This is a genomic window from Micromonospora sp. CA-248212 (genome assembly GCF_050948405.1).
Classification (GTDB): Bacteria; Actinomycetota; Actinomycetes; order Mycobacteriales; family Micromonosporaceae; genus Micromonospora.
In genome coordinates, this window is the sequence record NZ_CP192023.1 from 524,966 (window position 1) to 551,187 (window position 26,222).

Below are 26,222 nucleotides of genomic sequence, written 5' to 3' on the forward strand. Positions count from 1 at the left end.
TCCCCGGGTCCCCAGCGGCCCCCGGGCCAAACCTGGGCCGATGTGACGCCCCTCGTGGGGTGTTTCGGGCGGTAGGGCGCGGGAAGGGAACTGAGGAACCCCGGAGAGGAGATGTACCGAGATGGCAGCGACATTGCAGGGTAAGAGGATCGCCTTCCTGGCCGCCGACGGTGTCGAGGAGGTCGAGTACGTCCAGCCGCGCGAGGCGGTCGAGAACGCCGGCGCGACCGTGGAGCTGGTCTCGCTCAAGCCCGGTTCCATCCAGTCCTTCAACCACCTCGACCAGTCCAAGACGTACGACGTCGACGTCACCGCGGACCAGGCGGACGCCGCCGGGTACGACGCGCTCGTGCTGCCCGGAGGGGTGGCGAACCCGGACTTCCTGCGGTCGGATCCGGACGCGGTGCGGTTCGTGAAGGCGTTCTTCGAGGCCGGCAAGCCGGTCGGGGTGATCTGCCACGGCCCGTGGACGCTGATCGAGGCGGACGTGGTGCGCGGCCGGAAGATCACCTCGTGGCCCAGCCTGCGCACCGACCTGACCAACGCCGGCGCAACCTGGGTGGACGAGGAGTGCGTAGCAGACGGCAACCTGGTGAGCAGCAGAAACCCCGACGACCTCCCCGCCTTCTGCACCCAAATCACCAAATCCTTCGCCGCCTCCTAACCCCCCATTTCCCCGGTGATCAAGAGGTTTGCGTCATCCCGACCGGCGTGTCGTGACGCAAACCTCTTGATCACCGCGGCATAGGTCGGCGGTTGCGCGCATGTTCTGGGGTGTGCGGGAAAGAGGGGCGTATGACTGCCGACGCCTCCGCTGCCCCGGTGCTGAATCGCCAGCAGATCCGGCTGCTCATGCTGGGTCTGATGACCGGCATGTTGCTGGCCGCCCTCGACCAGACGATTGTCGGTACGGCCCTGCCGACGATCGTCGGTGAGCTGGGCGGGATCAACCACTACTCGTGGGTGGTCACGGCGTACCTGCTCGCCTCGACCGCGTCGACGCCCCTGTACGGCAAGATGGCCGACCTGTACGGGCGTCGCCCGGTCTTCCTCTTCTCGATCGGCACGTTCCTGCTCGGGTCGCTGCTGGCCGGGCTGTCGCAGAACATGACCCAGCTGATCATCACGCGCGGCATCCAGGGGCTCGGCGCCGGCGGTCTGCTGACGCTGGCGTTCACGATCATCTCGGACGTGGTCTCACCTCGGGAGAGGGGCCGATACCAGGGGCTCTTCGGCGCGGTGTTCGGCATCGCGTCGGTGGCGGGACCGTTGGTCGGTGGGTATTTCGCCGAGACCGACTGGCGGTGGATCTTCTACATCAACGTGCCGCTCGCGATCCTGGCCATCGTGGTCTGCTACCACGTGATGCGGCTGATCCCGTTCGAGCGGCGGGACCACGCGATCGACTGGCTCGGTGCCGGCCTGCTGGTGGCCGGGGTGAGCAGCCTCCTGCTCGCGCTGAGTTGGGGCGGCAACGAGTACCCCTGGGGTTCCGGGCTGATCATCGGTCTCTTCGTCGCCGGTGCGGTGCTGGCCGCGCTCTTCGTGCTTCAGGAGGCGCGGGTCGCCGAGCCGATCCTGCCGCTGCGGCTGTTCCGCAGCGCCACGTTCGCGCTGGCCAACTCGGCCGGCTTCGTGCTCGGTCTGGTGATGTTCGGGTCGATCATCTTCATCCCGCTGTACCTCCAGATCGTCAAGGGCGCCTCGCCGACCCGCAGCGGTCTGCTGATGCTGCCGATGATGGCGGGCATCATCGTCACCTCGATCGTCACCGGTCGGGCGATGAGCCGGATCGGCCGCTACAAGTGGTTCCCGGTGGCCGGGGCGGCGACCCTGCTGGTCGGCATGCTGCTGTTCACCCGGTTGCAGGTGGGTACGTCGCTCTGGGTGGCGTTCGGTTTCATGGTGGTGATCGGCGTCGGCCTCGGTCTGTGCATGCAGTCGCTCGTCCTCGCGGTGCAGAACGCGGTCTCCGTCCGCGACCTGGGCGCCGGTACCTCGTCGGCGACGTTCTTCCGGTCGCTGGGTGGTTCGTTCGGGGTGGCGATCCTCGGCACGGTGCTCTCGTCGCGGCTCAACTCGCAGCTTGCCGACCGGCTGCCCGCTGCGATCGCCCAGCTCCCACCGGAACAGCGGGCCGCGGTGGCGGCGAGCGGCGGCACGAACATCTCGATCAACGACCCCGCGACGATCATGGCGCTGCCCGGTGCCGTGCGGGCCGCTATCCAGGCGTCGTTCGTGGAGTCGCTGCACCTGGTCTTCCTGACCGCCGGACTCGTCGCCATCGTGGCGGTGCTGGTGACCCTGGCGATGCCCAACAGCGAGTTGCGGGGTGCCGGCCCGCAGGGTGCCAAGGGCGGGGCCGACCCGCTCGGCGGCGAGGCGCCGGCACCGGGCGGTAAGCCGCTGACCCGCGAGTCCAAGGAAGAGGCCGCCGCCGACATGGAGGCCAAGTCCCAGACGATGATCTGACCGCGCGGTCGCCCGGACCGCTCCTCGGCGGCCGGCCGGGTGGTTCGGGGCGGAGAGGTCCGGAGCTCTCCGCGGCGGCCGGCAACCTGCCAATGAGCGTGATGCCTGTGAGTCATCAAGATGACTCACAGGCATCACGCTCATTGGCAGGTCCGCGCCCCGACGCATTCGGGTCAGAGCTACTTCTGGAACATCACCGAAGGGTCAGGCGGGGCGGCGGTAGGCGCCGTACCACCAGGTCGCCGCCAGTTCCCGCGCGGCCGCCGCGTCCGTCTCGGGGTCCGCGGTGGTCGTGCTGACGTGGTCGGCGAGGAAGCGGTCGCCGCCGATCACGATCAGCCGGCTGGCCGCGGACACGTCCAGGTCGGCGGGGGTACGTCCGGCCTGCTGCTCGGCCCGCAGGGCGTTCGCGGTGCGCGCGACGAACTGCTCCAGTCCGCCCGACCAGTACTCCCGCACCACCTCGTCGTAGGCGGCCACCTCGCTGACCGCCGCTAGCACCGGGGCATATGTCCGGTAGATTCGGATTACGTCGGTGAAGACCTCGGTCAGGCTCTTCAACGGATCATCGCTACCGGCCGGGTCCCACTGGCCGGTCCGGTCGAAGGAAGTGTCCCGCATCGTGCCGGCGAGGCGCATGAGTAGCTCGGTCTTGTCGCGGAAGTGGATGTAGAAGGTCGACCGGGCCACTCCCGCCTCGGCGGCGATCCGCTGCACACCGAGGTCGGTGAAGCGCACCCCCTCCCTCAGGAGCCGCTCGGTGGCTGCCAGCACCCGCGCCTCGACGGCGGCCCGCCCATCGGGGTTGCGCGGGCGGCGGCGGGTGATCGACGGCATGCCGAAATCCTAGGTGGCCGAGGGCCGGCCCGGCGACGTACGCTCGCTGCCGGACACACTGTCCGACATAGTGACCACGGAGCGCCTGACCTCGGCCTCCGCACCCACCACGAGGAGCAACACAGGTGAAGTACCGACTGCTGGGCACCACCGGGGTGTACGTCTCGGAGATCTCGCTCGGCGCGATGACCTTCGGTGGAAGCGGGCACCCGCTGTGGGGAACCCTCGGCGCGCTGGCGCTGCCCGAGGCGCAGCGAATGGTCGACACGGCTCTGGACGCGGGCGTCAACTTCGTCGACACGGCCGACGGCTACAGCGACGGTGAGAGCGAGGAACTGCTCGGCCAGGCGCTCGGCAAGCGGCGCCGGGACGTCGTGCTGGCCACCAAGGTGCACTCGCGTACCGGGCCCGGTCCGAACGACGTCGGCACCTCCCGGCTGCACATCATGCAGAACCTGGAGGACAGCCTGCGCCGGCTGGGCACCGATCACATCGACCTGTACCAGATCCACAACTTCGACCAGGTCACTCCAATGGAGGAAATGCTGCGCGCGCTCGACGACGCGGTCCGGCAGGGCAAGGTCCGCTACATCGGCTGCGCCAACTTCGCCGCCTGGCAGATCTCGAAGGCGTTGGGTATCTCCGCGCGGGAGAAGCTGGCTGGCTTCGTCTCGGTGCAGGAGTACTACTCGCTGCTGGGTCGGGACGTGGAGCGGGACGTGGTGCCGATGGCGCTCGACGCGAATGTCGGGCTGACCGTGTGGAGCCCGCTCGCCGGTGGTTTCCTCTCCGGCAAGGTGGGCCGGGATGGTGCCGTCGCCGACAGCGGCGCGCGCAGCGCCCAGCCAGGCTACACCAGTTTCACGCCGTTCGACCCCGAGCACGGCTTCGCGGTTGTCGACGTGCTCAAGGCCGTCGCCCAGCGGCACGACGTCAGCCCGGCCCGGGTGGCCATCGCCTGGCTGCTGTCCCGGCCGGCGGTCACCAGCGTGATCGTCGGTGCCCGCAAGCACGAGCAGTTGGTGGACAACATCGCTGCCTCGGATCTCACCCTTACCGAGCAGGATCTCGCCGAGCTGGACGAGGCCACGAAGCTGCCGGTCTCGTACCCGAACTGGATCCAGGAGGGGTTCTTCGCCGGGATGCGCCACCCGCAGTAGGACCTACTTGAGGATCAGTCGGTTCGTCTGCTCGAAGACGTCCAGGTCGGCCAGGGTCTCCAGGACCGACGCGGAGAGTGGGGACGGGAAGCGGTCACGGGCGAAGAAGCCCGCGTCGGTGGTTTCGTCGGTGACCCGGGTCAGTTGCCCGTCCCACTCCTCCACCTTGAAGGCGGTGGTGAAGACCTGGTAGGTGTGCCCGTACATGTTGGTGCTGGTCCGGTCCGGGCCGGTGTAGAGCGCGAACGCGCAGACCCGTAGCGCCCGCAGGCCGGTCTCCTCGCGGACCTCGCGTACCGCGCAGTCGGCGATGGATTCGCCCAGCTCCATCGCCCCGGCGGGCATGGCCCACTGGCCGTTGTCGGAGCGTTGGATCAGCAGGATGCGGCCCGCGTTGTCGCTGACGACGGCGCGGGCGCCGACGAACATCAGCGTCCGGTCCCCGGCGAGCGCGCGTAACTGCCCCACGTACGAGTCGGCCCAAGAGATGCTCACCCGCGACAATTTACGGGGGTTCCCAACGTGTGACCGCCGACACTAGCTTGTTACCCATGCGTAGCACGATGATGGACGCTCCCCTGCAGGTCTCCCGCATCCTCGATCACGGCGCGGGGGTGCACGGCACGGCCGAGGTGGTCACCTGGACGGGCGCCGAACCCCGTCGGATGACGTACGCCGAGGTGGGCCGCGCGGCGGCCAGGCTGGCCCACGCGCTGCGCGACGAGTGCGGGGTGACCGGCGACGAGCGGGTCGCCACCTTCATGTGGAACAACAACGAGCACCTGGTGGCCTACTTCGCGGTGCCCAGCATGGGCGCGGTGCTGCACACGCTCAACATCCGGCTCTTTCCCGACCAGGTCGTCTACATCGCCAACCACGCGCAGGACCGGGTGGTGCTGGTCGACAGCACGCTCATTCCGCTGCTGGCCCGGGTGATCGGCGAGCTGACCACGGTGCGGCACGTCGTGGTGGTCGGCGGTGGCGACCCGGCCCCGCTGGTGGCGGCGGCCGGCGACCGGATCACCGTGCACCACTGGGACGCGCTGCTCGCCGACCGTCCGGACGTGTACGACTGGCCCGAGGTGGACGAGCGCGACGCCGCGGCGCTCTGCTACACGTCCGGCACCACCGGCAACCCGAAGGGCGTCGCCTACTCGCACCGGTCCATCTACCTGCACTCGTTGCAGGTCTGCATGCCGGAAGGCTTCGGTCTCGGACCGACCGACCGGGAGCTGGCCATCGTCCCGATGTTCCACGCCATGTCGTGGGGTCTGCCGTACGCGGCGTTCCTCTCCGGCGCGTCACTGATCATGCCGGACCGGTTCCTCCAGGCCGCGCCGATCGCCGAGATGATCGCCGCCGAGCGGCCCACCCTGGCCGGCGCGGTGCCCACCATCTGGACCGACCTGCTGGCCTACCTGGACGACCACGACGTGGACAGCTCGTCGCTCACCGAGGTGATCGTCGGCGGTTCGGCCTGCCCACCGGCGCTGATGCACGCGTTCGACGAGCGGCACGGGATCGACGTCATCCACGCCTGGGGGATGACCGAGATGTCACCGCTGGGGTCGGTCTCGCGGCCGCCCGCCGGGGTGGCCGGGGACGAGGCGTGGCGCTACCGCTACACGCAGGGCCGAGTGCCCGCGGGCGTGCAGGCGCGGATCGTCGGCCCGTCGGGCGAGCCGCTGCCCGCCGACGGCACGGCCGTGGGCGAGCTGGAGGTCCGTGGGCCGTGGGTGACCGCACGGTACGTCGGTGACGACGCCCCTGATCCGGAGAAGTTCCGCGACGGTTGGCTACGGACCGGCGACGTCGGCACGCTCTCCCCGGACGGGTACATCACGCTGACCGACCGCGCGAAGGACGTGATCAAGTCCGGCGGCGAGTGGATCTCGTCGGTCGAGCTGGAGAACGCGCTGATGGCCCATCCTGCCGTGCTGGAGGCGTGCGTGGTGGGTGTCCCGGACGAGCGGTGGGACGAGCGGCCGCTGGCGACCGTGGTGGTCCGTGCGGGCGCCTCGGTGACCGCCGAGGAGCTGCGGGACTTCCTGGCCGGCTCGGTGGCCCGCTGGCAGCTGCCCGAGCGGTGGGCGTTCATCGACACGGTGCCGAAGACCAGCGTGGGCAAGTTCGACAAGAAAGTCGTCCGTTCGCGGTACGCCGAAGGTGACCTGACTGTCCGGGAGCTGACAGCACCGTAACGTTTGACCGGGCACCGTCGCCTATGGGCAGAGGAGTACTCCTGACATTCCTCCCCAGAGGGCGGCCCCGGCGTTCGCACCGCGCCGGGGCCGCCCGCTCCACGCGGGTGACCCCGCACCGTCATTGTTGCGAAAATTGTTCGCCTCTGTCCCGATGACGGGGAAATCCGGTCCCCGACGACCCGTTCAGGCGTCGCTGGTGGTGATCAGCACCTTGCCGACCGCCGAGTCCTCCACCGCCTGGTGTGCCGCGGCCGTGTCGGCGAGCGGATAGCGGTGCAGCGGCAGACCGGCATCCGCGCCCACCCGGATACCGCCCTGGTTGGCGGCCGCCGCCACGTCGACGACACCCTGCGCCTTGGCCGCCTTCGGCTCCGTGTAGACCAGCACGAACTGCCACCGGGCGTTCACCACGTACAGCGGGCGGATCGGGAGCGTCATCTCGGTGCCGCCGTTGTCGGCGTACACGCAGACCGCCCCGCCGTTGCGGATCAGTTGCGCGTCCATCGCCGCGTTCTGGGCGGGCGCGACCTCCACGATCGTGTGGACCCCGTCGGGGGCGATCTTGCCGACCTCCTCGACCACGTCCTGCTCGCGATAGTTGATCACGTACGACGCGCCGGCCGACGCCGCGAGCTGCGCCTTCTCGGCACTGCTCACCGTGGCGATCACCGTGGCGTCGGCCCAGCGCGCGAGCTGGATCGCCGCGTTGCCCACCGCGCCCGCCCCGCCCTGCACCAGCACGATGTGGTCGGCCAGCGCGCCGGCGCGCAGCGCGTCCGGCATGAACTCGCCGGCCGTCAGACAGCGGTGCGCGGTGAGGAACGGAATGCCCAGGCTCGCCCCCAGCTCGAACGAGGCGTCGCCCAGCGGCACCGCCTGCCGCACCGGCACCAGCGTGTACTCCGCGCTGGTGCCCCACGGCCGCTGCCAGGCCGCCTCCCAGATCCAGACCCGCTCGCCGATCAGCTCGCCGCCGACTCCTTCGCCGACCGCCTCGACGACACCCGCGCCGTCCTGCCCCGGAATCTGCCACCCGTCCGGCGCGAACGCCCGGCGCGACTTCCAGTCCGTCGGGTTCACCCCCGAGACCGCCATCCGGACCAGCACCTCGCCCGGCCCCGGCTCGGGCACCGGCCGGTCCACCAGTTCCAGCACCGACGGGTCGCCGGTGCGCTCGTAAACGATGGCCTTCATCAGTGATCCCCTCGCTGGCCGGCGTGGCACGCCGCCGGCGTGCCGTCTGCTGCGGTACCCCGCACCGACCCCGTCATGCCAAACCGTCGATCAGCTGCGGGGTCAACTCACCGACCGACCCGAGCGTCACGGCCGCGAGCGCGGCGGCGTCCGGATCGAGGGGGTACGACGCGTGGGGCACCGCCACCACCCGCATCCCCGCCGCCGCGGCCGACCGTACGCCGTTGGACGAGTCCTCCACGGCCGCGCAGCGGGCCGGGTCGACGCCCAGGCGCTGCGCGACGCTCAGGTACACGTCCGGCGCCGGTTTGCCCCGCTCGGTCTCCTCGGTGGACAGGGTCGCGCCGAACGCGTCGGTCAGGCCGGTGGCCTCCAGTGCCGCGGCGATCAGCCGGGTCGGCGACGAGCTGGCCAACCCGAGCGGCCACCGCGCGGCCAACCGGCGTACCACGTCGACCGCGCCGTCGATCAACGGCACGTGCTCCCGGTAGCGCTGCGCCATCTCCCGCACCACCTCGTCGGCCACCTGCGCGGCGGTGCGCCGCACCCCCAGCTCACCGCTCAGGTAGTGGGCCCATTCGCCGGTGCTCATGCCCATCAGCCGACGCTGGGTGTCGGGCTGCCAGGCGCCACCGTGTGCCGCCACGTACGCCCGCCGGACCTCCTCCCACACCGGTTCGGAATCCACGATCACGCCGTCCAGGTCGAAGACCACCGCATCCACCACGGACCCATCCTGCCCGACGGCGGGACCCACGGTCAGCCGGCCAGCGCGGGCAGCCCGATCGGGCTGTCGGGCGGGATCACCGTGTGGCAGGACCGGGCCAAGGGTTCCAGCAGCTCCCGAAGGCGGTCGGTGTCGCCTGGGCCGAGCGTCTGCCACGGATGCCCGGCGGACCGGTCGGTGGCGTCCTCGATCGCCTGGAATTCGGCATGGCCGGCTTCGGTGGGGGTGCCGTCCCCGGCCAGCCAGCCGCGCCGCGTCAGCCGCTCGCGGGCGGCCCGCCACTGCTCCTCGGACCAGCCCCGGCCGAGCAGGCTCTGGGCCGACATGTCCACCGCGACACGCCAGGCCAGTACCTCCACCGGGTCCAGGCCGGCAGCCACCAGGGCGGCGATGTGTCCGTCGCCGCGCAGCTCCCGCAGCGTGGTGGCGGCCTGCCAGAGTCGGGCCAGGGGGTACTCCCCGACCGGCAGCGCCGCGTTGGCCGCCCCGAGCACCCGACCGGCGGTCTGCGCCGCCGAGGCGGCCCGCTCCAGCAGGTCGGCGGCCTCGGCCAGGTGCCCCTCGGGCAGCTCGTAGGTCAGCTCCGCGAGGGCCTGCACCGCGCCGGTCAGCCGGGCGCGCAGCGCCTCCGGCGGGGTGGCCAGCCGCCACACCGCGGGCAGGGCCCGGCTCACCATCGGCGGTGCGAAGCTGAAGAAGGCGGCGACGACCGGAGGGGCCTCGGCGGCGCCCAGCGGCGCGGCCCGGCCGGCGAAGTAGCCCCGCCAGTAGCCGCGCAGCCCGACCGCCTCGTACGCGGCGCGGGCCCGAGGGTGGAAGTAGGTGACCGCATGCACCGGCTCGAAGTACGTCCACATCACCCGGGTGGTACGCCCGAGATCCTCCAGCGCCGTCACAGGTACCTCCACCGTCCCGCGTCCGCGTCGTCACCCCGGACTGCGGCCGCCCGGGGTGACGCCGAACCTACTGCCGGAGGGTGACGGGCAGGAAGCCCCATGTGAACAAAGCCATCGCGCCGGGGTGACAACCGGGGCGATCCGGACGGGTCACTGGGCGGCGAGCACGTCCACCACGAAGCGCAGCGGACCGGTCGGCCGACCGCCTGCTTTGGCCTCGTCGTTGCCGTACGCCAGCTCGCCCGGGATGTCGAGCTGCACCCGGCTGCCCACGGTCACACCGACCAGACCCTGGTCCCAGCCGGGGATGACCTGGCCCACGCCGATCGGGAAGGTGGCCGGCTGGCCGGCGTTCCAGGACGAGTCGAACTCCTTGCCGTCCTTGTAGAAGACGCCCACGTAGTTGGTGGTGATGTTCTGCCCCTTCTTGACCGCCGGGCCGGTGCCCTTGATCATCGGGGTGACCGTGAGCTTCTTCAGCTCGCCCGTGCCCGCCTTCACCGTCGGCTTGCTGCCCAACGCCGGGTCCGCGCCCTCGGGAAGCTGCGGCGCGGGCGGCGCGGTGGGGGCGTCCGGTGCCGCGGCGGAGGCGGACGGGTTGGCGCCGGAGGCGTTGCTGGGCTTGTCGTCCCGGTTCTTGTCGATCCAGACGAAACCGCCGATGAGCAGCGCCATCACGGCGACACCGACGATCCCGCCGGCCCAGGCCTGGCGGCGGCGCTTCGCCTCGGCCGCCTTCTGCGCCGCCAACTGGGCGGCCAGCCGCCGCCCCGCCTTCGTCGCCGGGCTCTGGCCCTCCGACCGGTTCTCCTGCGTGCGCTCGCTCACGTCGTCGACTCCCTGCTGCGAAGGTGTGGCCGGCACCCGGTGCCGGGGGGAAAGCCGACGCACACGGTACCCGCCCGGCGGCCCGCTGTGCCCGCCCCGGACGACTCGGATTGCCCAGAAACGCCGTCTGCGGGACGTTACTCCGGGACCACCATGAAGTCGGTCACGAACGAGGTGACCCTCCCGTCGGCGGTCCGCCCGATCCAGGTGCCGTAGCAGCCGTCGCCCCAGCCCGTGGCGACCGTGACGATGTTCGCGCCGGTGGCCTCGTCCAGCACGGCCGTGATCAGCCCCGGAACCGGCGACGAGGGCAGCCCGGCGGGGATGAAGACGTCCTCGATCCGCTCCTCGTCCCAGCTCTCCAGGGCGGCGAGCGCGGTCGGGTCGGCGAGCGTGCCGGCACCGGCGTCCACGCCGTACCCGAAGTAGTCGTCGGCGCCGAGCGCGGCGACGTCCTGGTCGCCCACCACGGCCTGCTCCCAGCGGGTCGTCGGCTCGGCGCGGATCACCAGTTCCAGCGCGGCCACCCGCCGGTCCACCTCGGCGTCCTCCCGCAAAACCACGGCCACCCAGGCGCGGCCGGGATACCGCCCCGGCGCGACGGTCACCGTGTACGGCTCGGCCTCCGGTACGACCAGCGGATCGCACCCGACGACCCGGCCGGTCGGCAGTACGACGTCGCCCAGCGGATGGGCCTCGACGAGGTACGCGCCGTGTTCGTCGGTGAAACGCGCCCCGGGCGTCAACAACCGGTCCAGGTCAGGGGTGTGCGGCATGGGGGCTCCTCCGGTGGCCGACGGCCGGCGGAGCGTACCCGGTCCGGCGGACACCGTCGGTGCCGCGTACCTCAGGCGCTCTTGCGGGGTGCGGTCTTGCGCGCGGCGGTCTTCTTCGCGGGCTCGGCCTTCTTCGCTGCGGTCTTCTTGGTGGCGGTCTTCTTCGCCGGCTCGGCCGCCTTCTTCTCGGCGGTCTTCTTCGTCGCGGTCTTCTTCGCGGGCGCCTTGGCGGCCTTCTTCTCGGCCGCCTTCTGCGCCGACCGGGCCGACGAGATGGGCGTCGGCTCGCCGCCGCCACCCCGCGCGGGCTGCTCGCCGCGCGCCGCCCGGGCCCGGTCCACCGAGGCCTTCAGCGCGGCCATCAGGTCCACCGCCGCGGCTGGGGCCTCCTCGACCTCCTCCGGCTGGACGACCTCCCGACCCTCCACCTTGGCGTCGATGACCTCCTGCAACGCGGCCCGGTAGTCGTCGGTGAAGACGTCCGGCTCGAACTCCCCGGTCATCGAGTCGATCAGGGAGCTGGCCATCGCCAGCTCCGGCGGACGCACCTTGAGGTCCTCGTCGAGGAATCCGAACTCGGGGGTACGGATCTCGTCCGGCCAGAGCATCGTGTTGAGCAGCAGCACACCTTCGCGGACCCGCAGGGTCGCCAACTGCTCCCGCTGGCGCAGCGCGACCTTGACGATGGCCACCCGCTCCGAGTCGAGAAGCGCGTCCCGCAGCAGCACGTACGGCTTGGTGGCCGTGCCCTCCGGCTCCAGGTAGTAGGCCTTGTTGTAGAGGATCGGGTCGACCTGCTCGGCGGGGACGAACTCCAGCACGTCGATCGCCCGGGAGCTGGTCAGCGGCAGGTCGGCGAAGTCCTCGTCGGTGAGGATCACCATCTCGCCGCCGCCGATGTCGTAGCCCTTGGCGATGTCGTCGTAGGTGACCTCCTCGCCGCAGACCGAGCAGGTGCGCTTGTAGCGGATGCGACCGCCGTCCTCGCGGTGCACCTGGTGGAACCGAATGTCCTTCTCCTCGGTCGCCGAGTAGAGCTTCACCCCGATCGAGACGAGCCCGAACGACACGGCTCCCTTCCAGATGGCACGCATCCTGCGCTCCCTTCCCCGATATCGACCATGCTCGCATCCGCAGGAACTCCACGCGAGGTGTTCGGCCTGCTACTACAGTCGGGTCGTGCCCGGCGCGCCGCTCAAGCCGATGCTCGCGATGACCGGGCCGCTCCCGGCGGGTGACGGCTGGGCGTACGAGTTCAAGTGGGACGGGGTCCGGGCGCTCGCCAACATCTCCGGCGGTGCCCAACACCTGTATGCCCGCTCCGGCGTGGAGATCACCGCCGCGTACCCCGAACTGGCCACCCTGTCCTCGCAGGTCGACGACGCGCTGCTCGACGGCGAGGTGGTGCTGCTGGGCGAGGGTGGGCAGCCGTCGTTCACCGCGTTGGCCGAGCGGATGCACGTCCGGGACCACGCCAAGGCTGCCCGGCTGGCGGCGGTGATGCCGGTGACGTACATGATCTTCGATCTGCTGCGCCTGAACGGCGACGATCTGACCGGCTGGTCGTACGAGCGTCGCCGGGAGGCCCTGGACGCGCTCGCGCTCGGCGGCGCGCGGTGGGCGGTGCCGCCGGTGTTCGCCGACGGCCCGGCCACCTACGAGGCCGCCGGGGAGCACGGTCTGGAGGGCGTGATGGCCAAGCGGGTCGGCGCCGTCTACCGCCCCGGGGTTCGCTCGCCGGACTGGGTGAAGGTCAAACTGGAGGTGACCGGCGACTTCGTCGTCGGGGGCTGGCGGCCGGGCGCGCGTCGCATCGGCGGGCTGCTGGTCGGGGTGCCCGGCCCGGACGGCCGGCTGACCTACCGTGGTCGGGTCGGCGGCGGGATCGGCGCGGCCATCGAACGGCAGCTGCTCGCCGAGCTGGAGCCGCTGCGTACCGGCGCGTCACCGTTCGCGGCGGGCGTGCCGCGCGAGGATGCCCGGGGGGCCATCTGGGTAGCACCCCGGGTGGTGGTGGAGGTGAAGTACGGCCAGCGCACCCCCGACGGCCGGCTGCGCTTCCCCCGGGTGCTGCGGTTGCGCCCGGACAAGCCGCCGGAGGAGGTCGACGATGCCGGCTGAGAAGCTGCGGGTGGACGTCGAGGGCCGCGCGTTGGAGCTGTCCAACCTGGACAAGGTCCTCTATCCGGCGGTCGGCTTCACCAAGGGCGAGGTGATCGACTACTACACCCGGATCTCGCCGGTGCTGCTGCCGCACCTGGCCGACCGGCCGGTCACCCGCATCCGCTTTCCGAACGGGGTGGACGACAAGTCCTTCTTCGAGAAGAACAAACCGGCCGCGACCCCCGACTGGGTACGCGTCGAGACGCTGCCCGCGCCCGGGTCGACGAAGGGTCGGGAGACCATCGACTACGTCGTCGCCGACGACCTGCCCACCCTGGTCTGGCTGGCCAACCTCGCCGCGCTGGAACTGCACACGCCGCAGTGGAAGGTCGGCGAGCACCCGGACATGATGGTGGTCGACCTGGACCCGGGACCGCCGGCCGGGCTCGCCGAGTGCTGCCCGGTGGCGGTGCTGATGCGCGACCGGCTCGCCGACGACGGCATCGACTCGTACCCGAAGACGTCCGGCAAGAAGGGCATGCAGCTCTGCTGCCCGATCGCCGGCACCCAGTCGGCCGACGACGTCTCCGCCTACGCGCGTCGAATCGCGCAGGAGTTGGAGAAGGCGCACCCGAAGCTGATCGTGTCGAAGATGGCGAAGAACCTTCGTCCGGGCAAGGTCTTCATCGACTGGAGCCAGAACAACGCGGCGAAGACCACCGTCGCGCCGTACTCCCTGCGGGCGCAGTCGGTGCCGTCGGTATCGACGCCGCTGACCTGGGACGAGGTCGAGGCCGGCGGGCGCGGCCGGAAACCGGCCGTCCGCCAGTTCACCGCCGCCGAGGTCCTGGACCGGGTCGAGGAGTACGGCGACCTGCTGGCCGCGCTGCTCGACAGCGGCCCGGAACTGCCCGACTGAGACCAGCCCTTCAGGACGTCCGCTCGTGGCAGGTCAACATCGGCAGTTCAGTTTCCGTGCGGCGGGTCGGGCTGTCCGCGGATCAGCGCGGCGAGTTCGTCGAACAACCGGTCCTGGGCGGCCGCCTCTGCCGATGCCGGGTCCGTGTTCTGGATGAAGCCGTGCTCCAGGCTGGCCTCCTGCCAGTGCACCACCCGTGCCCCGGCCTGCGCCAACCGGTGGGCGTAGGCATCGCCTTCATCTCGCAGCGCGTCGTGCTCGGCGGTCACGATGAGCGCATCGGGCATGCCGTGCAGGTCTGCTGCCAGCAAGGGGCTGGCGGGCGCGCGATCGACAGGGTCGGGCGTCCACTGCGTAATGGCCCAGGCGAGGAAGTCGGCATCAAGCGCGTGACCGTTGCCCATTTCCACGATGCTGGCCTGTGAGAGCGTCAGGTCGGTGTTCGGGCAGATCAGGACCTGAAGGGCGGGCAGGGGATTGCCCGCGTCGCGCAGCCGCAGGCAGGCCATGGTCGCCAGGTAGCCGCCGGCACTGTCCCCGGCAACCGCTGCCGGGCGCGCCCAACGGAGCACCGACACCACGTCCTCGATGGCCGCAGGGTAGGGATGCTCCGGCCCACGCCGGTAGTCGACGGCCAACACCTCGACGTCGCACGCGTCCGCGATGCGGCGACAGGTTCGGTCATGGGTGTCCAGGTCACCCAGGACGAAGCCGCCACCGTGGGCAAAGACAACCAGCGGCCGCGCCCGCTCGGAGGGCCGGTAGTGGCGCAGAACGATCCCGTTCGGTCCACGGAGATCTTCGACCTTGGTCAACGCGGGACCTGGGGGACGGTTTGCGGCTCGCCGCCGCGCATCTGCGCGGAGTTTCGACACGTCGGGGCGGATCATGGAGCATCTCGCTTCTGCCACGGGCCCATCCCGAAGAGAGTGCGGATGAACATGGCCGTCAGGATGTGGTCAACGATAACGAGGGCTTCGACCGGCCGTTCGCCGCGTGCTCGTGACAACACCGCGCCGCCCGGCGCCCGCCTGATCGAGGGGCGCCGGGCGGTCGGCGGTCACTTTTGGCCGAAGACCTTCCGGCTCGCGCCGAGGCGCAGGAGCACCGTCTCGCCGGTGGCGTCCTTGACCCCGTCGTTGTCGGTGATCGCGTACACCTCGCCGTTGCCGGACACGGTCAGACCCTCCAGTTTCTCCTGGGTCCAACCGTTGGTGGCCCGGAGCGCGGGCAGCACGTCGACGGCGAGTTTCTTCGGGAGCACGGTCAACGGGCCGGTCGCCGCCGCGACCGGCAGCGGCACGGTGTAGATCCGCTTCACCGTGGCGGCGGGGCCGTTGAGCTTGTCCCGCTCGATGACCGCCAACCGGTCGCCGACCACGGTGATCTCGGAGAGCCCCATCCAGTCGCCCGGCACGGTGGTGCTCTCCAACTGGTAGCCGAACCAGCTCCAGGTGCCCGCCGTGACGTCGTACCGGCCGAGACGCACGATGCCGGCCGGGTCGGTGCTCAGCTCCCGCTGCACGGCCACCCAGACGATCTCCCGGCCCTGCCGGTCGGTCGTCGCCGTGACGCCCTCCAGGCCCTGCTTGCCCAGGCCGGCAGCGACCTCGGCGGGCAGCGCGACGCTCTGCCGGGTCACCCCGGCAGCGTCGAGCCGGACCAGCCTGTTCTCCGTGCCCTTGGCACCCTCGACGGCGAGCCAGAAGCCGCCCTGCGGGCGGGCGAAGATGCCCTCCGCGTCGTATCCGACCGGCGTGCCGGCCGCGTCCCGCACCGGCAGCGCGCCGGTGATCACGGCGGGCGTGCGCTTCGCGTCGATGGTGAGGATCCGGGTCTGGCTGTACGCCGCGTCGGTGACGCTGTAGAGCTGGTCCCGCTTACCCGGCACCGCGCTCAACGCGCCGAGTGCGCCCCACCCGATCGGAGCGCCTGACTCCTCCGACGCGGAGACGATGCTTGGGAAGGCCGTGGTGCCCCTGCCGATCCGGAAGAGAGACACCGATGCCCGGACGTTGACCGACGCGTCGTCCGTCTCGCTGGAGACGGCGAGCAGGCCGCGCGACGGGATGGGCAGCAGGCCCTCCGGTCCGTTGGTGGTCGGCAGGATCTGCCGGAACACCGGCCGGGTGGGGTCGCCCAGTTCGTACACGGCGACGAAGTTGCTGCGCTCCGAGCCGACGAAGGCGTACCGGACGCCGTCGTACTCGGCGACTGCCACGCCCTCCGGCTCGGTGCCCTTCTTGCCGGCCCGGTCCTCGTTGTGCAGCCCGTACGTGACGGCGAGCCGCTCGAAGGTGTTGCCGGCGTCCCAGGCGACCCGCCCGGTCCGGCTGTCGAAGACCGACCAGCCACGCGTGCCGCCGTGCCAGTCACCCTCGTTGGCCGTGGCCAGGTAACGGTCGTCGACCCAGGCCACCGCGTCCGGCTCGCGCGGGACGTCGGTGATGCTGCCGGTCAGGTCGATGACACCGTCCTTCGTGGTGTCGACCCCGCTGATCGTGGCGGTGCCCGCGCTGAACACCTTGGTGATCCGGCCGGTGGGCAGGTCGATCAGGGCGACGCCGTTGTTCTCCTGAAGCGTCACGGCCAGCTCGTTCCGGCCGTTGATCGAGACGTACTCCGGCTCCGGGTCGGTCGGCGCGGCCAGCCCGGCGTGGACAAGCGCGGGCAGCGCGCTGCCGTCGGCGCCGGTGAGCGCGACCGGTCGCAGCCGCCACCCGGCCGGGGACTTCCCGGTCAGGTCGACGACCTGCACGAAGCCGGCGGGCGCCTGGGGAAGGTCGCCCTCCTCGCCGCCCGGCGGGGTGGCCTCCTCGTCGCGCTCGTTCTCGATGGCGATCGCGGCGTACCGCTTGTCCTTGCTGACCGCGATCGAGTCGGGCTGACCGCCGAGGTCGAAGCTCGTCACCCGCTGGCGAGTTGCCAGCTCGATCACGTCGAGTCGGCCGGACGGCTCGGTGTAGCTGCTGCTGGTGTTCACCACCACCAGCACGTACCGGCCGACCACGGTCACCGAGGTGGGCTCGTCCTCGGCGTCGCCGAGCTGCGCCAGCGAGAGCGTGCCGAGGCCCTGTGGCCGGTCCGACCGGGAGATGTCCAGGAAGCCGATGCGCCGGGCCAGCGCATCGGTGTAGATCAGGGTGCGGCCGTCCTCGCTGACCGTCGAGATCTCGGCGACCGTCGCGGTCGCGGGGTCCTCGCCGGCCGGGCGGTTCTGGAAGACCGGGTACGTGGCGACCCGGTCAAAGGCGAGTGCCGGTCCCGGGTGGTGGTGTACGCCGGCCGTGGCGGGGGTGGTCCCGGTCAGGCTGGCGGCAGCCACACCGGCCGCGGTCAGCGCGGTGAGTGTTCTTCTGAGTGTCAAGGACTTCCTCCGTCGGTTCGTACCCGCTCGGAGGCTGGCACTCGCCGGGGAGCGTCAGCTTGCCGCGACGTGAACAGCGGGCGAAGCGCTGAAGCGACGTCAGCCGCTGCGACGGCGTTTAATCGCCGCTGACCGTGATCATCGTGCCGCCTCCACCGCGTCGGCTGGTACGAGCGACTGGGCCAGCCGGGCGTAGCTGTCGCCTCCGTGGCCCGCCGCGATGGCCCGCTCGATGATCGATTGCACGGCCTGTAGCGGCGTGGGGTCGACACCGCGTGCGGCCGCGGCGTCCCGGACGTGGCCGATCGCCGAGCCGGCCGACGCGATGGTGGAGATGTCGGCGGCGAAGGCCCCGGACGTGAGTTGGTCGGCGAACCGGTCGGCCATGTCGGGCAACAGGCCACCGATTCCTCTGGCGAAGCGAGCGAACGCGGTCGGGGCGATACCTTCGGTGCTGGCCAGGGCGAAGGCGTGCGCGAGCCCGCCGACGGACATGGCGAACAGGTCGAGCAGCGCCATCTCGTACGCCGCCGCCGTGCCGACGTCCGCGCCGAGGTAGGCGCTGGATCCACCGAAGCTCTCCAACCGGGGAAGGCTCTCGTCGAAAAGGGTTCGCGGACCGCTGTAGAGAATCGTCGCGGCCGGTGTCCCGATGGTGGGCGCGGGCGTCAGGATGGCGCCGTCGAGGTAGTTGACATTCCGCTGCGCTGCCCAGCCCGCCATCTCCCGTGCCTCGGCGGCGTGTCCGCTGCTGAGGTTGACGAATGTTCCGCTCGGCGGGCGTTCGAGCCCCGACAGCACGGCGCGGACCGCCTCGTAGTTGATGACGCAGGCGATGACGACGGATGCCCGGTCTACGGCGTCGGCCACCGTCGGAGCGAGGATCGCCCCCCGGGCCACCAGCGCGGTCGCCTTGGCGGGTGAGCGGTTCCAGAGCACGGTGGGGTGGCCGGCGGCGAGCGACGCGGCGGCCAGCGCCCGGCCCATCGGGCCGAGCCCCAGCACGGCGACGGTGCCGGATTGATTGTCCAGGTTGGGGTGGGTCACGGCGACGACGCTAAACCTTGACGTTGACGTGAAGGTCAAGCCCTGATCTGCTGTCGGGGTGCGGATCAGCGAACTGGCGCGGGAGGCGGGCACCACCCCCCGCGCCCTGCGCTACTACGAGGAGCAGGGCCTCCTGCAGCCGGCCCGTCTCGCGAGCGGTTACCGCCACTACGACTCCCAGGCGCTGCGGGCGGTGCGGCACATCCAACTGTTGTTGTCCGCCGGCTTGAACACCGCGGCGATCGCCGAGATCCTTCCCTGCATCCCGGATGACGCCACCGTGCTGGCTCCCACCTGCCCCGAGCTCCTCGACGCTCTCGCGGTGGAGCGCGATCGGATCACCACGTCCATCGACCAGCTCGCCGGTGCTCGCGCGGTTCTGGACCGGCTCATCCAGGCCGGCGCCCGGGCCCGCGACCAGTTCTGAGCACCGTCCGGCCTGCGAAGGGTGGCCGCCGCGACAACCTTCTGCGGGCCCGCTGCGTGGTAGGGGCGTGACCGACCAACAGAATCCTCTGTCCGCGACGGACCGGTCCTACGTCGCGTTCGTCGAGGTGGCGTGGGAGCGACATATCCGGCTGGCCATGCTGCTCTGCGGCGACCGCTGGCGGGCCGAGGAGTTGCTCCAGGACAGCCTGGTCCGGGTCTACGAGCGGTGGCGGCGGCTGTCCCGACTCGACGACCCGCACGCCTACCTTCGCCGGGCGCTGGTCAACAACCACACCTCGATCTGGCGGCGCCGCCGCCGCGAGAGCCTCGTCGCGGACGTTCCCGACCGGGCCGCCCCGGGTGGCGGCAGCGACCCCGACGCCGACGTCCTGCGCCGGGCGCTGCTGGCGCTGCCGGCGAAGCAACGCGCGGTCGTGGTGCTGCGCCACTACGAGGACCTGAGCGAGCGCGAGGTCGCTCAGATCCTGGGTTGCTCGCTGGGCACCGTCAAGAGCCAGAACGCCCGGGCGTTGGGCGCGTTGCGACACCTCCTGAACAGATCCTTCGACTCGGTGAGCAGGTGACAGTCATGAACGACATCGACGACCGTCTGGTACGCGGCCTACACGACCTCGTGGACGGCGAACCGGATTCCGCCCCGGACGTGTCGGCGCTGCTCGAGCGCGGTCGGCGGGGTCGCCGCCGTCGGGCCACCGCCCTGGCGGGTACGACCTGCGCGCTGCTGGCGTTGGGTGTCGGCACCGCCGTCACGGTGACGACGAACGCCCCACCCGAGCGTCCCGGCGTCACCGCCCGGGCCGCGCGTCCGGAGCAGGTCTCGCCGGCGCTGCGCCTGGTCTCGGCGGCCACCGCCAGCGAGAACATCAGCTACCGGATGCGCCTGGACAACTCGGGGCCGGGCGGGCTGACCTACGAGGGCGCGTTCGACCCGAGGACCGCCACGGGGTACGTGCGCGTGCCGCACGACGACTCGATCCAGACCGAACTGCTGATTGACGGCACCCGGTACGAGGGCGCGGAACGGCCGCAGGGCGAGCTGCCGCCCGACAAGGGACCGGGCGAGACGTACGGCCGCTATGGGCAGTACCCCGGTAGGTACGACCGCCTCTCCTTGCAGGGCGACGGGAACGCCGTGTTGGGTGCTGCCCAACCCGACCCGGCCGCCCTGTTCGCCGCGTTGAGCAGCGCGAACGCGACGGTCACCGAGAACCCGGACGGCACCCTGCACTTCACGTACACGACGGCGGCCCGGGACTGGTCGAGCAGCACGGCCGGTGACGTCACGCTGGACGGCGACGGCCGGATCGCGACGGTGGCGCTCACCGTCACCTGGGAGTCGACGGCGAAGGGCCGGCTGGACCGGGGGACGGTCACCTCGACCCTCGCGCTGTTCGACTACGGCGTCGAGGTGAAGGTCGAACGCCCGACCGACGTCGTCATGGTCTCCAGGTAGCAGCGGGTGGCCCGGCGTCCACACTGGTGGACGCCGGGCCGGACGGGGCAGGGCGCAGTCGCCACCACGCGCCCACGACCAGGGCCAGGGTCACGACACTCACCGCGACGTCGCCGGCCAGGGCCGCTGCCGGGCTCGCCGGGGAGTACGGCGGCACCAGGTACGCGAACGCGGCGGCGCTGACCACGTTCGCTGAGGCGGCGGCGAGCACGTGCCGCTGCCCCCAGCGCACGCCCCCCGACCAGTACACGACCAGCGCGCCGACCGCTGCCGCGACCGTTAGCGCGACGAGCACCCCCGGCCAGCCGGGCGTCGGGTCGGTGAAGAGGTGGGCGACGACGACCAGTAGGCCGACCCAGAGCGGGTGCGGCACCCGCCGGGCGCGACGCGGACGGGCTTGCCGCCAGCGGGGCAGCAGGGCCGCCGCGACCAGGGCGAGGACGACCGCCGTGGCGAAGCCCAGTTGCAGCGGGCTGGCCAGGAAGTTCTTGCGGCCCTCGGGCGAGGTGAAGACCAGCAGGCTGCCGAGCAGATAGAGCACTCCGACCACGGCGAGCCCGGGTCGCCCGAGCCACGGCCGACGCCGCCGCTTCGCGCCGAGGAACGACTCGACGAACACGATCGGCGCGCAGATGGTCAGCAGGATGTGGTTACCGACGTAGTCGTACGCCTGCCGGAGGCTGAACCCGAGCCCCGGCACCAGCGACGCCTCGGCGGCGGAGCGGGTGTCGGCGTACTGGGTGTCGTCGAGGTAGCCGGGGTTGAACAGCGACTGGTCCACCAGACCGGCCTGCAGGACGCCGAACGCGGCGGCGAGCAGCACGATCGCCGGCCATCCCGCGCCTAGGCGTCGGGCGGCCTCCCGGATCAGGATCGCCGCTCCGCCGTACATCGGGCCCAGGGCGATGATCACCGGGAGGAAGTCGTCGATGGCGAAGCCACCCCACGAGCACTCGGCCGCCCAGGGCGCGAGCAGCAGCAACGCCACCACCGGCACGAGCCGGCGGCGCAGCGGCGGACGGTCGGCACGGTCGGGTTCGGTCGGCACGGATGCTCCTCGGCGGCTCGGTCGGGGGTCGCCGGTCACCGTGCGCGAGCCAGCCGGCTAGCCGCTACGGCCATCGGCCGATGGCCACGGTGACCAAAGTCGTTGCGTAGGGTGGTGCGGACGTCGTCACCACCGGGAGCACGCGGATGCAGCCACACGCCACGGCCGACCTGACGGTCCCGCCCACCGCCATCGAGAGCCCGCTGCTCAGCTACCGGGACGAGGCGACCGGCGAGCGCGTCGACCTCACCGCCCAGCAGGTCGGCGCCTGGTCCGCGCGCAGCGCGAGCCTGCTGCGGGACGGCTGCGGGCTCGGCCCCGGCAGCCGCGTAGCGGTGTTACTGCCGCCGCACTGGCGTACCGCCGCGGTGTTGTTGGGGGCGTGGGCGTGCGGCCTGGCGGTGTCGTTCCGGCCGCGTGCCACGGCGGGCCTGCCGGTGCTGGAGCCCGGCGGCGACCGGCCGTTCGACGCGGTCTTCGTGACGCCGGAACGCCAGGACGACTGGTTGGAGGACGTGCCGGACGCGCCGCACCGCTACCTGGTCGGCACCGGGCCGGGCCGGCTCGCCGACGTGCCGCTGGGCTGGTTGGACTGGTCCGCCGAGGTGCTTCGCCACCCGGACGTCACGCCCGACCACACCGCGATCCGCCCGTCGGACCCGGCGAGCGCGGACGGCACGACCTACGGACAGTGGGGTGCGCTCGCCCGGGAGGTCGCCGGAATGCTCGACCTGCGCGCCGGTGACCGGCTGCTGGTGGATGCGGCCGAGCACGAGCAGCCACTGAAGTGGCTGCTCGCGCCGCTCTCGGCCGGCGCGTCGGTGGTCATCAGCGCCAACCTCGACCCGGCCCGACGGGACGCGGTCGTCGCCGCCGAGCAGGTCACCCGGATCCTCTGACCTGCCTAGATCTGCGTTCTCGCTTCTTCGATCTGCCGCACGACGGCATGGGCGCCGTGCGCCTGCGCGATGGCGTCCGCCTCGTCGAGGGTCGCGAGCGCGTCCGCGTGGCGGTCCTGGGCGGCGGCGACGTAGGCCAGCCCGACCATGTTGGCGGCCACACCGGACAGCGCTCCGATATCTCGGCGCAGCCGTGACGACTCCTCCAGCCGCTCGCGCGCTTCATCCAGCCGGCCGGCCATGTGCGCCGCGATGCCCAGGTGTCGCAGGGCCTCGGCCTCGGTCGACCGGTCGCCGACCTGCGCCGCCAGTTGGCGGGACCTTTCCAGGTGCGGGACGGCGGTCTCGTTGTCGCGCCGGATGATCTGGTGCAGGCAGCCGATCCAGAACAGCGCCTCGGCCTGGCCGCGGGTGTCGGCGAGGGCCTGGTACAGCTCGTTCGCACGCTCGAACAACGGCAGTTCCGCCGGGTCCTCGACGGGGGGCGTGTCGCCCCGGGCGCGTTCGTCGAGATACCGCGCATGCAGGATCCGCCCACGGGCCAACGCGGCGTCGGCCTCCACCGCGTCCAGGTCGCGTTCGGCGTCGGCCAGTACGCGGGCATCGCCGCCGTACACGGCCTGTTCGTAGAGCTTTTGGGCCCGTTCGATGCGATCTTCGGCGTTCATTCGCCGCCCCCGTCCTGGCATCGCCACTGCGTGCCGGATCAGCAGCCTAGTGGTCGAGGCCCGCACTGTGTGGACGGTCGGCGACGGGTGGCGCGGGCATGCCCGCAGTCGCGCGGAGCGACCCAATCAGCGCTGCCTGGACGGGTTCCGTTACATCGGCATATTCCCTGTTCAGAGGGTCTTTTGTCGATGTCGTGGACGTGTTCTCATACCGATGCGACGGCATCGTCGAACCCGCACCGCTCCCTCACCGAAAGGTGCACCGATGCAGAGCAGATCCCCCTTCCGACTGGCGGTCCTCACCGCCACCGCCGCCACGTTCCTGGCGTCCGGCGGCGCGTCCGGGGCGCTGGCCACCGCCGCCCCCGTGACCGCGTCCCCGGGTGTCACCGCCTGCGCCAGCGAGCCGAGCGCCGCCCGGGTCACCTCCGGCGCGACGGCCCAGGAGCCGGCGCTGTACTCGAAGAACGAGGCCAACGCCTACGGCTTGATCAAGGACGCGCCGCGCCTGCCCAACGGCAGCGTGACCGTGCCGACGGTCTTCCACATGGTCTCCGACCACCCGTTCACCGCCGCCGAGACGGCCCGCTGGAAGACCCTCATCGCGGCGCAGATGACGGTCCTCAACGACTCGTACGCCGGGCGCACGTCGGCGGACGCCTCGGACACGCCGTTCCGGTTCTCGCTCGTCGACACGACGTGGACGGTGAACAGCGCCTGGTACACGGTCGAGCCGGGCAAGAACGAGCGCGACATGAAGAAGGCGCTCTACACCGGCGACTCGGAGACCCTCAACGTGTACGCGGCCAACATCGGCGGCGGGCTCCTCGGCTGGGCGTACTTCCCGAAGGGCTACAACAACGGCCGCGACTACATCGACGGCGTGGTGATGCTCGACGAGTCGATGCCGGGCGGCACGGCCGGCAAGTACGCCCTCGGTGACACGCTGACCCACGAGGTCGGGCACTGGCTGATGCTGGAGCACACCTTCGCGCACGGCTGCTCGGCGTCCGGCGACTTCGTCGCGGACACCCCCCGCGAGGCAGCCCCGCAGTTCGACTGCCCGGTCGGCGCGGACTCCTGCACCGCGCCCGGCCTGGACCCGATCCACAACTTCATGGACTACACGCAGGACTCCTGCATGGACATGTTCACCCCCGGCCAGGCCGACCGAATGAGCGACGCCTGGCTAGCCTTCCGCGCCGGCTGACCTGTCGGGGCTGCCGGGCAGCTTGCGCGTGTTGATCAACTTGAGCGTGTTGATCAAGAGGTTTGCGTCACCGGAAAGCTGATCGGTGACGCAAACCTCTTGGTCATCTCCGGGAGAGGACTCGCCGGGAGCAGGGCGCGGTGTGGTCGGGCGGCAGGGTGCAACGGCCGCCGGCGGGTAGTCGCTGGTCGCAGAAGACCCAGTGGCGTACGCACTGCTGGTCCTCGGCCGACACGGTCACCCCGCCCGGCTCGACGTGGGCGCTGAGCCGGGCCAGCACGCGGGCGGCGGTACGGGCGAAAATCCGGGCCCGGAACAGGTCGGGCGCGGTCACCGGCAGGTGGATCACCCAGCGCTCGGTCATCGGTCTTGGCTTGCTGCCGTCGGTGGTCTTTCTTCGCGTCGGTTCAGCAGCCGGCGGATCAGGTCGCGCACGGGGGACCGCCCTTCGTCGGGTCGCGTCGAAGTGGAGGGGGCGGCCTCCGCCGGTTGCGGGCGGCGGAGACCGCCCCACCCTGCGACCGCAGCCTCGATCGGCGGTACGGCAGCAGGGCCGCGCCGGGGGAGCGCGGAGGGTGGGGTCTCGGCGGCGATGCGAGACCGGTACGAGAGGCGCCAACCGACCGCAGCAGCACCGCATCACCGACAGTGACGCTACCGATGCAGCATCACCTACGTCAAGTACTGCTCCATCCTCTTTTGCCGAACCATCATCACCTCCAGCTATGTCACCACCATCACCTCTTTCAGTACATGCATTGCCTACGTCGAGGGGGTGGATCAATACTGGGTGGGCCAACCGACTGCAAGGGGCCGCATCGTGCCTATCCCGCCCACCATGGACGAGCTGCTAGACGACCTGCGAGGCAAGATCAAGGACGGTACGTATCCGCCTGGGAGCCAGTTGCCTTCGGGTCGCGCGCTCGCCGACTCCTACGATGTTTCGCACTCGACGATCCAGCGGGCGGTCGCGACGTTGCGGGAGCAGGGCGTACTGGTCGGCCGTCCGGGTCGCGGCGTCTTCGTCGCGGAGACCACCCGGCGCTGACGCGCGCTGGCCGGCTTCCTAGTTCGGGCACGGTCCGGGGGCTGGCACAACGCCTTAAGCCTTAAAGCTGCCTCTGGGCAGCGCACAGGCTACGAGTGACCGGAATGGCTGGCCTGATCAAGGAGATGAGGCATCGTTGTCCGACGACGACAGTAGCTATAGCGATGATGCCTTCTACGCGTGGATGGAGGCCATGCACCGGCTCACCTCTGAGCAGGCGACAGCGAGGTCATGGCGGCGCGGTAGGTACAGCTTCGCCCACCGTCTTGGCGAAGCGTTGGTGGGTTCTACTGACGACCAGCCGGCACTCGTGGGCCCGGTGGTCTATGGAGTCTGGTTGCGCTGGGGACTGCTGTATATCGGCCAGACCACCAAGGCAGAACCGCGGTTGCGTGACTTGGCGGTGGGAGAAAGCCATCACCTTCCCAACACTTTCCCGCCCGAGATCTGGCACAAGGTTCTGGTCGTGGCCTGGCCCGAGCTTCCTCAGGCTCGGCCCCTCGCCGAGAATCTCGGCCCTGACGTTGTCGGGCTGGCGCTTGAGCACGCGCTACAGGAGCGACTGTGCCCACTAGTAAACTCCGAGCGGCGGACTCCCGAAGGTGGGTGGCGTGAGGTGGCCTGGGGAGGCAGCAGGTCTCGCGGCGCCCGAGCGGTACCTGACGTTGTAGACCTGGTCCGGGCGGTTGGTGAAGTCTGGGACGCAGCTTCGGCCCAGCCTTCCGAGAGAAGCGAATTGCCGCCGTCCTGTCGGCTCGTCTTCCCCGGCCAACTGTTGTCGCAGAAGCATTCCTCGACGCTGTGAGGACCACCATGCGGCGGCCAGTCGCTCTTTCAGTCAAGGCGATCCCGCTGTCTTGATCGGCCAACCTCCCGGACGCACTGGTCAACGTACGCACCGCACAGTTGATCAACT

Annotated in this window: 27 protein-coding genes; 13 read left to right on the forward strand and 14 right to left on the reverse strand. The window is 70.9% G+C overall.

Going from position 1 to position 26,222, the window contains the following annotated elements:
• Positions 1-121 precede the first annotated feature (121 nt).
• Positions 122-664, forward strand: a complete 543-nt coding sequence (locus ACQP03_RS02480; protein WP_363661009.1) for a type 1 glutamine amidotransferase domain-containing protein — start codon at positions 122-124, stop codon at positions 662-664.
• 131 nt (positions 665-795) lie between these two features.
• Positions 796-2,472: an MDR family MFS transporter gene (locus ACQP03_RS02485; protein WP_357123781.1), complete on the forward strand. Its 1,677-nt coding sequence runs from the start codon at positions 796-798 to the stop codon at positions 2,470-2,472.
• Between the two features lie 204 nt (positions 2,473-2,676).
• Here ACQP03_RS02485 and ACQP03_RS02490 read toward each other — a convergent pair whose 3' ends face one another.
• Positions 2,677-3,309 (reverse strand): TetR/AcrR family transcriptional regulator, encoded by a 633-nt coding sequence (locus tag ACQP03_RS02490; protein WP_357123785.1) that lies wholly within the window; start codon positions 3,307-3,309, stop codon positions 2,677-2,679.
• Between the two features lie 125 nt (positions 3,310-3,434).
• On the opposite strand from ACQP03_RS02490, the gene ACQP03_RS02495 reads away from it, so the two are divergent.
• Positions 3,435-4,469: an aldo/keto reductase gene (locus ACQP03_RS02495; RefSeq protein ID WP_433460096.1), complete on the forward strand. Its 1,035-nt coding sequence runs from the start codon at positions 3,435-3,437 to the stop codon at positions 4,467-4,469.
• Between the two features lie 3 nt (positions 4,470-4,472).
• Here the strand turns inward: ACQP03_RS02495 and ACQP03_RS02500 are convergent, their stop codons facing one another.
• On the reverse strand, positions 4,473-4,964 hold the full coding sequence (locus tag ACQP03_RS02500; RefSeq protein WP_357123791.1) for an NUDIX domain-containing protein: 492 nt from the start codon (positions 4,962-4,964) through the stop codon (positions 4,473-4,475).
• A gap of 71 nt (positions 4,965-5,035) precedes the next feature.
• Here ACQP03_RS02500 and ACQP03_RS02505 point away from each other — a divergent pair, with 71 nt between their 5' ends.
• Positions 5,036-6,670: a long-chain fatty acid--CoA ligase gene (locus tag ACQP03_RS02505; protein WP_433461125.1), complete on the forward strand. Its 1,635-nt coding sequence runs from the start codon at positions 5,036-5,038 to the stop codon at positions 6,668-6,670.
• A gap of 186 nt (positions 6,671-6,856) precedes the next feature.
• Here the strand turns inward: ACQP03_RS02505 and ACQP03_RS02510 are convergent, their stop codons facing one another.
• The 6 genes from ACQP03_RS02510 to ACQP03_RS02535 form a co-directional block, all read right to left on the reverse strand.
• Positions 6,857-7,867 carry an NADPH:quinone reductase gene (locus ACQP03_RS02510; protein ID WP_357123794.1) on the reverse strand — a complete coding sequence of 337 codons (1,011 nt, stop codon included), beginning with the start codon at positions 7,865-7,867 and terminating at the stop codon, positions 6,857-6,859.
• A gap of 73 nt (positions 7,868-7,940) precedes the next feature.
• Positions 7,941-8,594: an HAD family hydrolase gene (locus tag ACQP03_RS02515; RefSeq protein ID WP_357123798.1), complete on the reverse strand. Its 654-nt coding sequence runs from the start codon at positions 8,592-8,594 to the stop codon at positions 7,941-7,943.
• Between the two features lie 32 nt (positions 8,595-8,626).
• Positions 8,627-9,451, reverse strand: coding sequence for an SCO6745 family protein (locus ACQP03_RS02520; protein ID WP_357393114.1), 825 nt, complete (start codon positions 9,449-9,451; stop codon positions 8,627-8,629).
• A 189-nt stretch (positions 9,452-9,640) separates the two neighbouring features.
• Positions 9,641-10,354 (reverse strand): FKBP-type peptidyl-prolyl cis-trans isomerase, encoded by a 714-nt coding sequence (locus tag ACQP03_RS02525; RefSeq protein WP_357393116.1) that lies wholly within the window; start codon positions 10,352-10,354, stop codon positions 9,641-9,643.
• A gap of 101 nt (positions 10,355-10,455) precedes the next feature.
• Complete coding sequence (locus tag ACQP03_RS02530; RefSeq protein ID WP_357123801.1) at positions 10,456-11,094, reverse strand: DUF4241 domain-containing protein; 639 nt, start codon at positions 11,092-11,094, stop codon at positions 10,456-10,458.
• 71 nt (positions 11,095-11,165) lie between these two features.
• Positions 11,166-12,188 (reverse strand): Ku protein, encoded by a 1,023-nt coding sequence (locus ACQP03_RS02535; protein ID WP_363661487.1) that lies wholly within the window; start codon positions 12,186-12,188, stop codon positions 11,166-11,168.
• 85 nt (positions 12,189-12,273) lie between these two features.
• Here ACQP03_RS02535 and ligD (ACQP03_RS02540) point away from each other — a divergent pair, with 85 nt between their 5' ends.
• Positions 12,274-13,215 (forward strand): non-homologous end-joining DNA ligase, encoded by a 942-nt coding sequence (ligD, locus tag ACQP03_RS02540; RefSeq protein WP_357171998.1) that lies wholly within the window; start codon positions 12,274-12,276, stop codon positions 13,213-13,215.
• Complete coding sequence (gene ligD / locus ACQP03_RS02545; protein WP_433460101.1) at positions 13,205-14,116, forward strand: non-homologous end-joining DNA ligase; 912 nt, start codon at positions 13,205-13,207, stop codon at positions 14,114-14,116. Before ligD (ACQP03_RS02540) ends, ligD (ACQP03_RS02545) begins: the two co-directional genes overlap by 11 nt.
• A 47-nt stretch (positions 14,117-14,163) precedes the next feature.
• Here the strand turns inward: ligD (ACQP03_RS02545) and ACQP03_RS02550 are convergent, their stop codons facing one another.
• The 3 genes from ACQP03_RS02550 to ACQP03_RS02560 all read right to left on the reverse strand — a co-directional run bounded on the left by ACQP03_RS02550 (position 14,164) and on the right by ACQP03_RS02560 (position 18,530).
• Positions 14,164-14,931, reverse strand: coding sequence for an alpha/beta hydrolase (locus ACQP03_RS02550; protein WP_433460104.1), 768 nt, complete (start codon positions 14,929-14,931; stop codon positions 14,164-14,166).
• 245 nt (positions 14,932-15,176) lie between these two features.
• The gene (locus tag ACQP03_RS02555; protein WP_433460106.1) at positions 15,177-17,483 is read right to left on the reverse strand and encodes an esterase-like activity of phytase family protein; all 2,307 of its coding nucleotides are present in this window, start codon (positions 17,481-17,483) and stop codon (positions 15,177-15,179) included.
• A 138-nt stretch (positions 17,484-17,621) separates the two neighbouring features.
• Positions 17,622-18,530: an NAD(P)-dependent oxidoreductase gene (locus ACQP03_RS02560; RefSeq protein ID WP_433460109.1), complete on the reverse strand. Its 909-nt coding sequence runs from the start codon at positions 18,528-18,530 to the stop codon at positions 17,622-17,624.
• Positions 18,531-18,588: 58 nt separating this feature from the next.
• On the opposite strand from ACQP03_RS02560, the gene ACQP03_RS02565 reads away from it, so the two are divergent.
• From ACQP03_RS02565 to ACQP03_RS02575, 3 genes are all read left to right on the forward strand, one after another.
• The gene (locus ACQP03_RS02565; protein WP_357123822.1) at positions 18,589-18,957 is read left to right on the forward strand and encodes a MerR family transcriptional regulator; all 369 of its coding nucleotides are present in this window, start codon (positions 18,589-18,591) and stop codon (positions 18,955-18,957) included.
• A gap of 67 nt (positions 18,958-19,024) precedes the next feature.
• Positions 19,025-19,543 (forward strand): SigE family RNA polymerase sigma factor, encoded by a 519-nt coding sequence (locus ACQP03_RS02570; protein ID WP_357123825.1) that lies wholly within the window; start codon positions 19,025-19,027, stop codon positions 19,541-19,543.
• Positions 19,544-19,548: 5 nt separating this feature from the next.
• Positions 19,549-20,433: a hypothetical protein gene (locus tag ACQP03_RS02575; protein ID WP_433460113.1), complete on the forward strand. Its 885-nt coding sequence runs from the start codon at positions 19,549-19,551 to the stop codon at positions 20,431-20,433.
• Here the strand turns inward: ACQP03_RS02575 and ACQP03_RS02580 are convergent.
• The gene (locus ACQP03_RS02580; RefSeq protein ID WP_433460116.1) at positions 20,417-21,481 is read right to left on the reverse strand and encodes a hypothetical protein; all 1,065 of its coding nucleotides are present in this window, start codon (positions 21,479-21,481) and stop codon (positions 20,417-20,419) included. The two genes, ACQP03_RS02575 and ACQP03_RS02580, sit on opposite strands and share 17 nt — an antisense overlap.
• A 146-nt stretch (positions 21,482-21,627) precedes the next feature.
• Here ACQP03_RS02580 and ACQP03_RS02585 point away from each other — a divergent pair, with 146 nt between their 5' ends.
• A complete protein-coding gene (locus tag ACQP03_RS02585; protein WP_433460119.1) occupies positions 21,628-22,380 on the forward strand; it encodes a TIGR03089 family protein in 753 nt (250 codons plus the stop codon).
• A 5-nt stretch (positions 22,381-22,385) separates the two neighbouring features.
• On the opposite strand, the gene ACQP03_RS02590 is transcribed toward ACQP03_RS02585, so the two are convergent.
• Entirely contained in the window at positions 22,386-23,114 is a 729-nt protein-coding gene (locus ACQP03_RS02590) for a tetratricopeptide repeat protein (protein ID WP_433460122.1), read from the reverse strand.
• Positions 23,115-23,313: 199 nt separating this feature from the next.
• Between ACQP03_RS02590 and ACQP03_RS02595 the strand changes: the two genes are divergently transcribed.
• Positions 23,314-24,258, forward strand: coding sequence for a zinc metalloprotease (locus tag ACQP03_RS02595; RefSeq protein ID WP_433460125.1), 945 nt, complete (start codon positions 23,314-23,316; stop codon positions 24,256-24,258).
• A gap of 103 nt (positions 24,259-24,361) precedes the next feature.
• Here ACQP03_RS02595 and ACQP03_RS02600 read toward each other — a convergent pair whose 3' ends face one another.
• Positions 24,362-24,622, reverse strand: a complete 261-nt coding sequence (locus tag ACQP03_RS02600) for a hypothetical protein (RefSeq protein WP_357123842.1) — start codon at positions 24,620-24,622, stop codon at positions 24,362-24,364.
• 474 nt (positions 24,623-25,096) lie between these two features.
• On the opposite strand from ACQP03_RS02600, the gene ACQP03_RS02605 reads away from it, so the two are divergent.
• Positions 25,097-25,306, forward strand: coding sequence for a winged helix-turn-helix domain-containing protein (locus ACQP03_RS02605; protein WP_363661478.1), 210 nt, complete (start codon positions 25,097-25,099; stop codon positions 25,304-25,306).
• A gap of 136 nt (positions 25,307-25,442) precedes the next feature.
• Positions 25,443-26,111 (forward strand): hypothetical protein, encoded by a 669-nt coding sequence (locus tag ACQP03_RS02610; RefSeq protein ID WP_363661477.1) that lies wholly within the window; start codon positions 25,443-25,445, stop codon positions 26,109-26,111.
• Positions 26,112-26,222 lie beyond the last annotated feature (111 nt).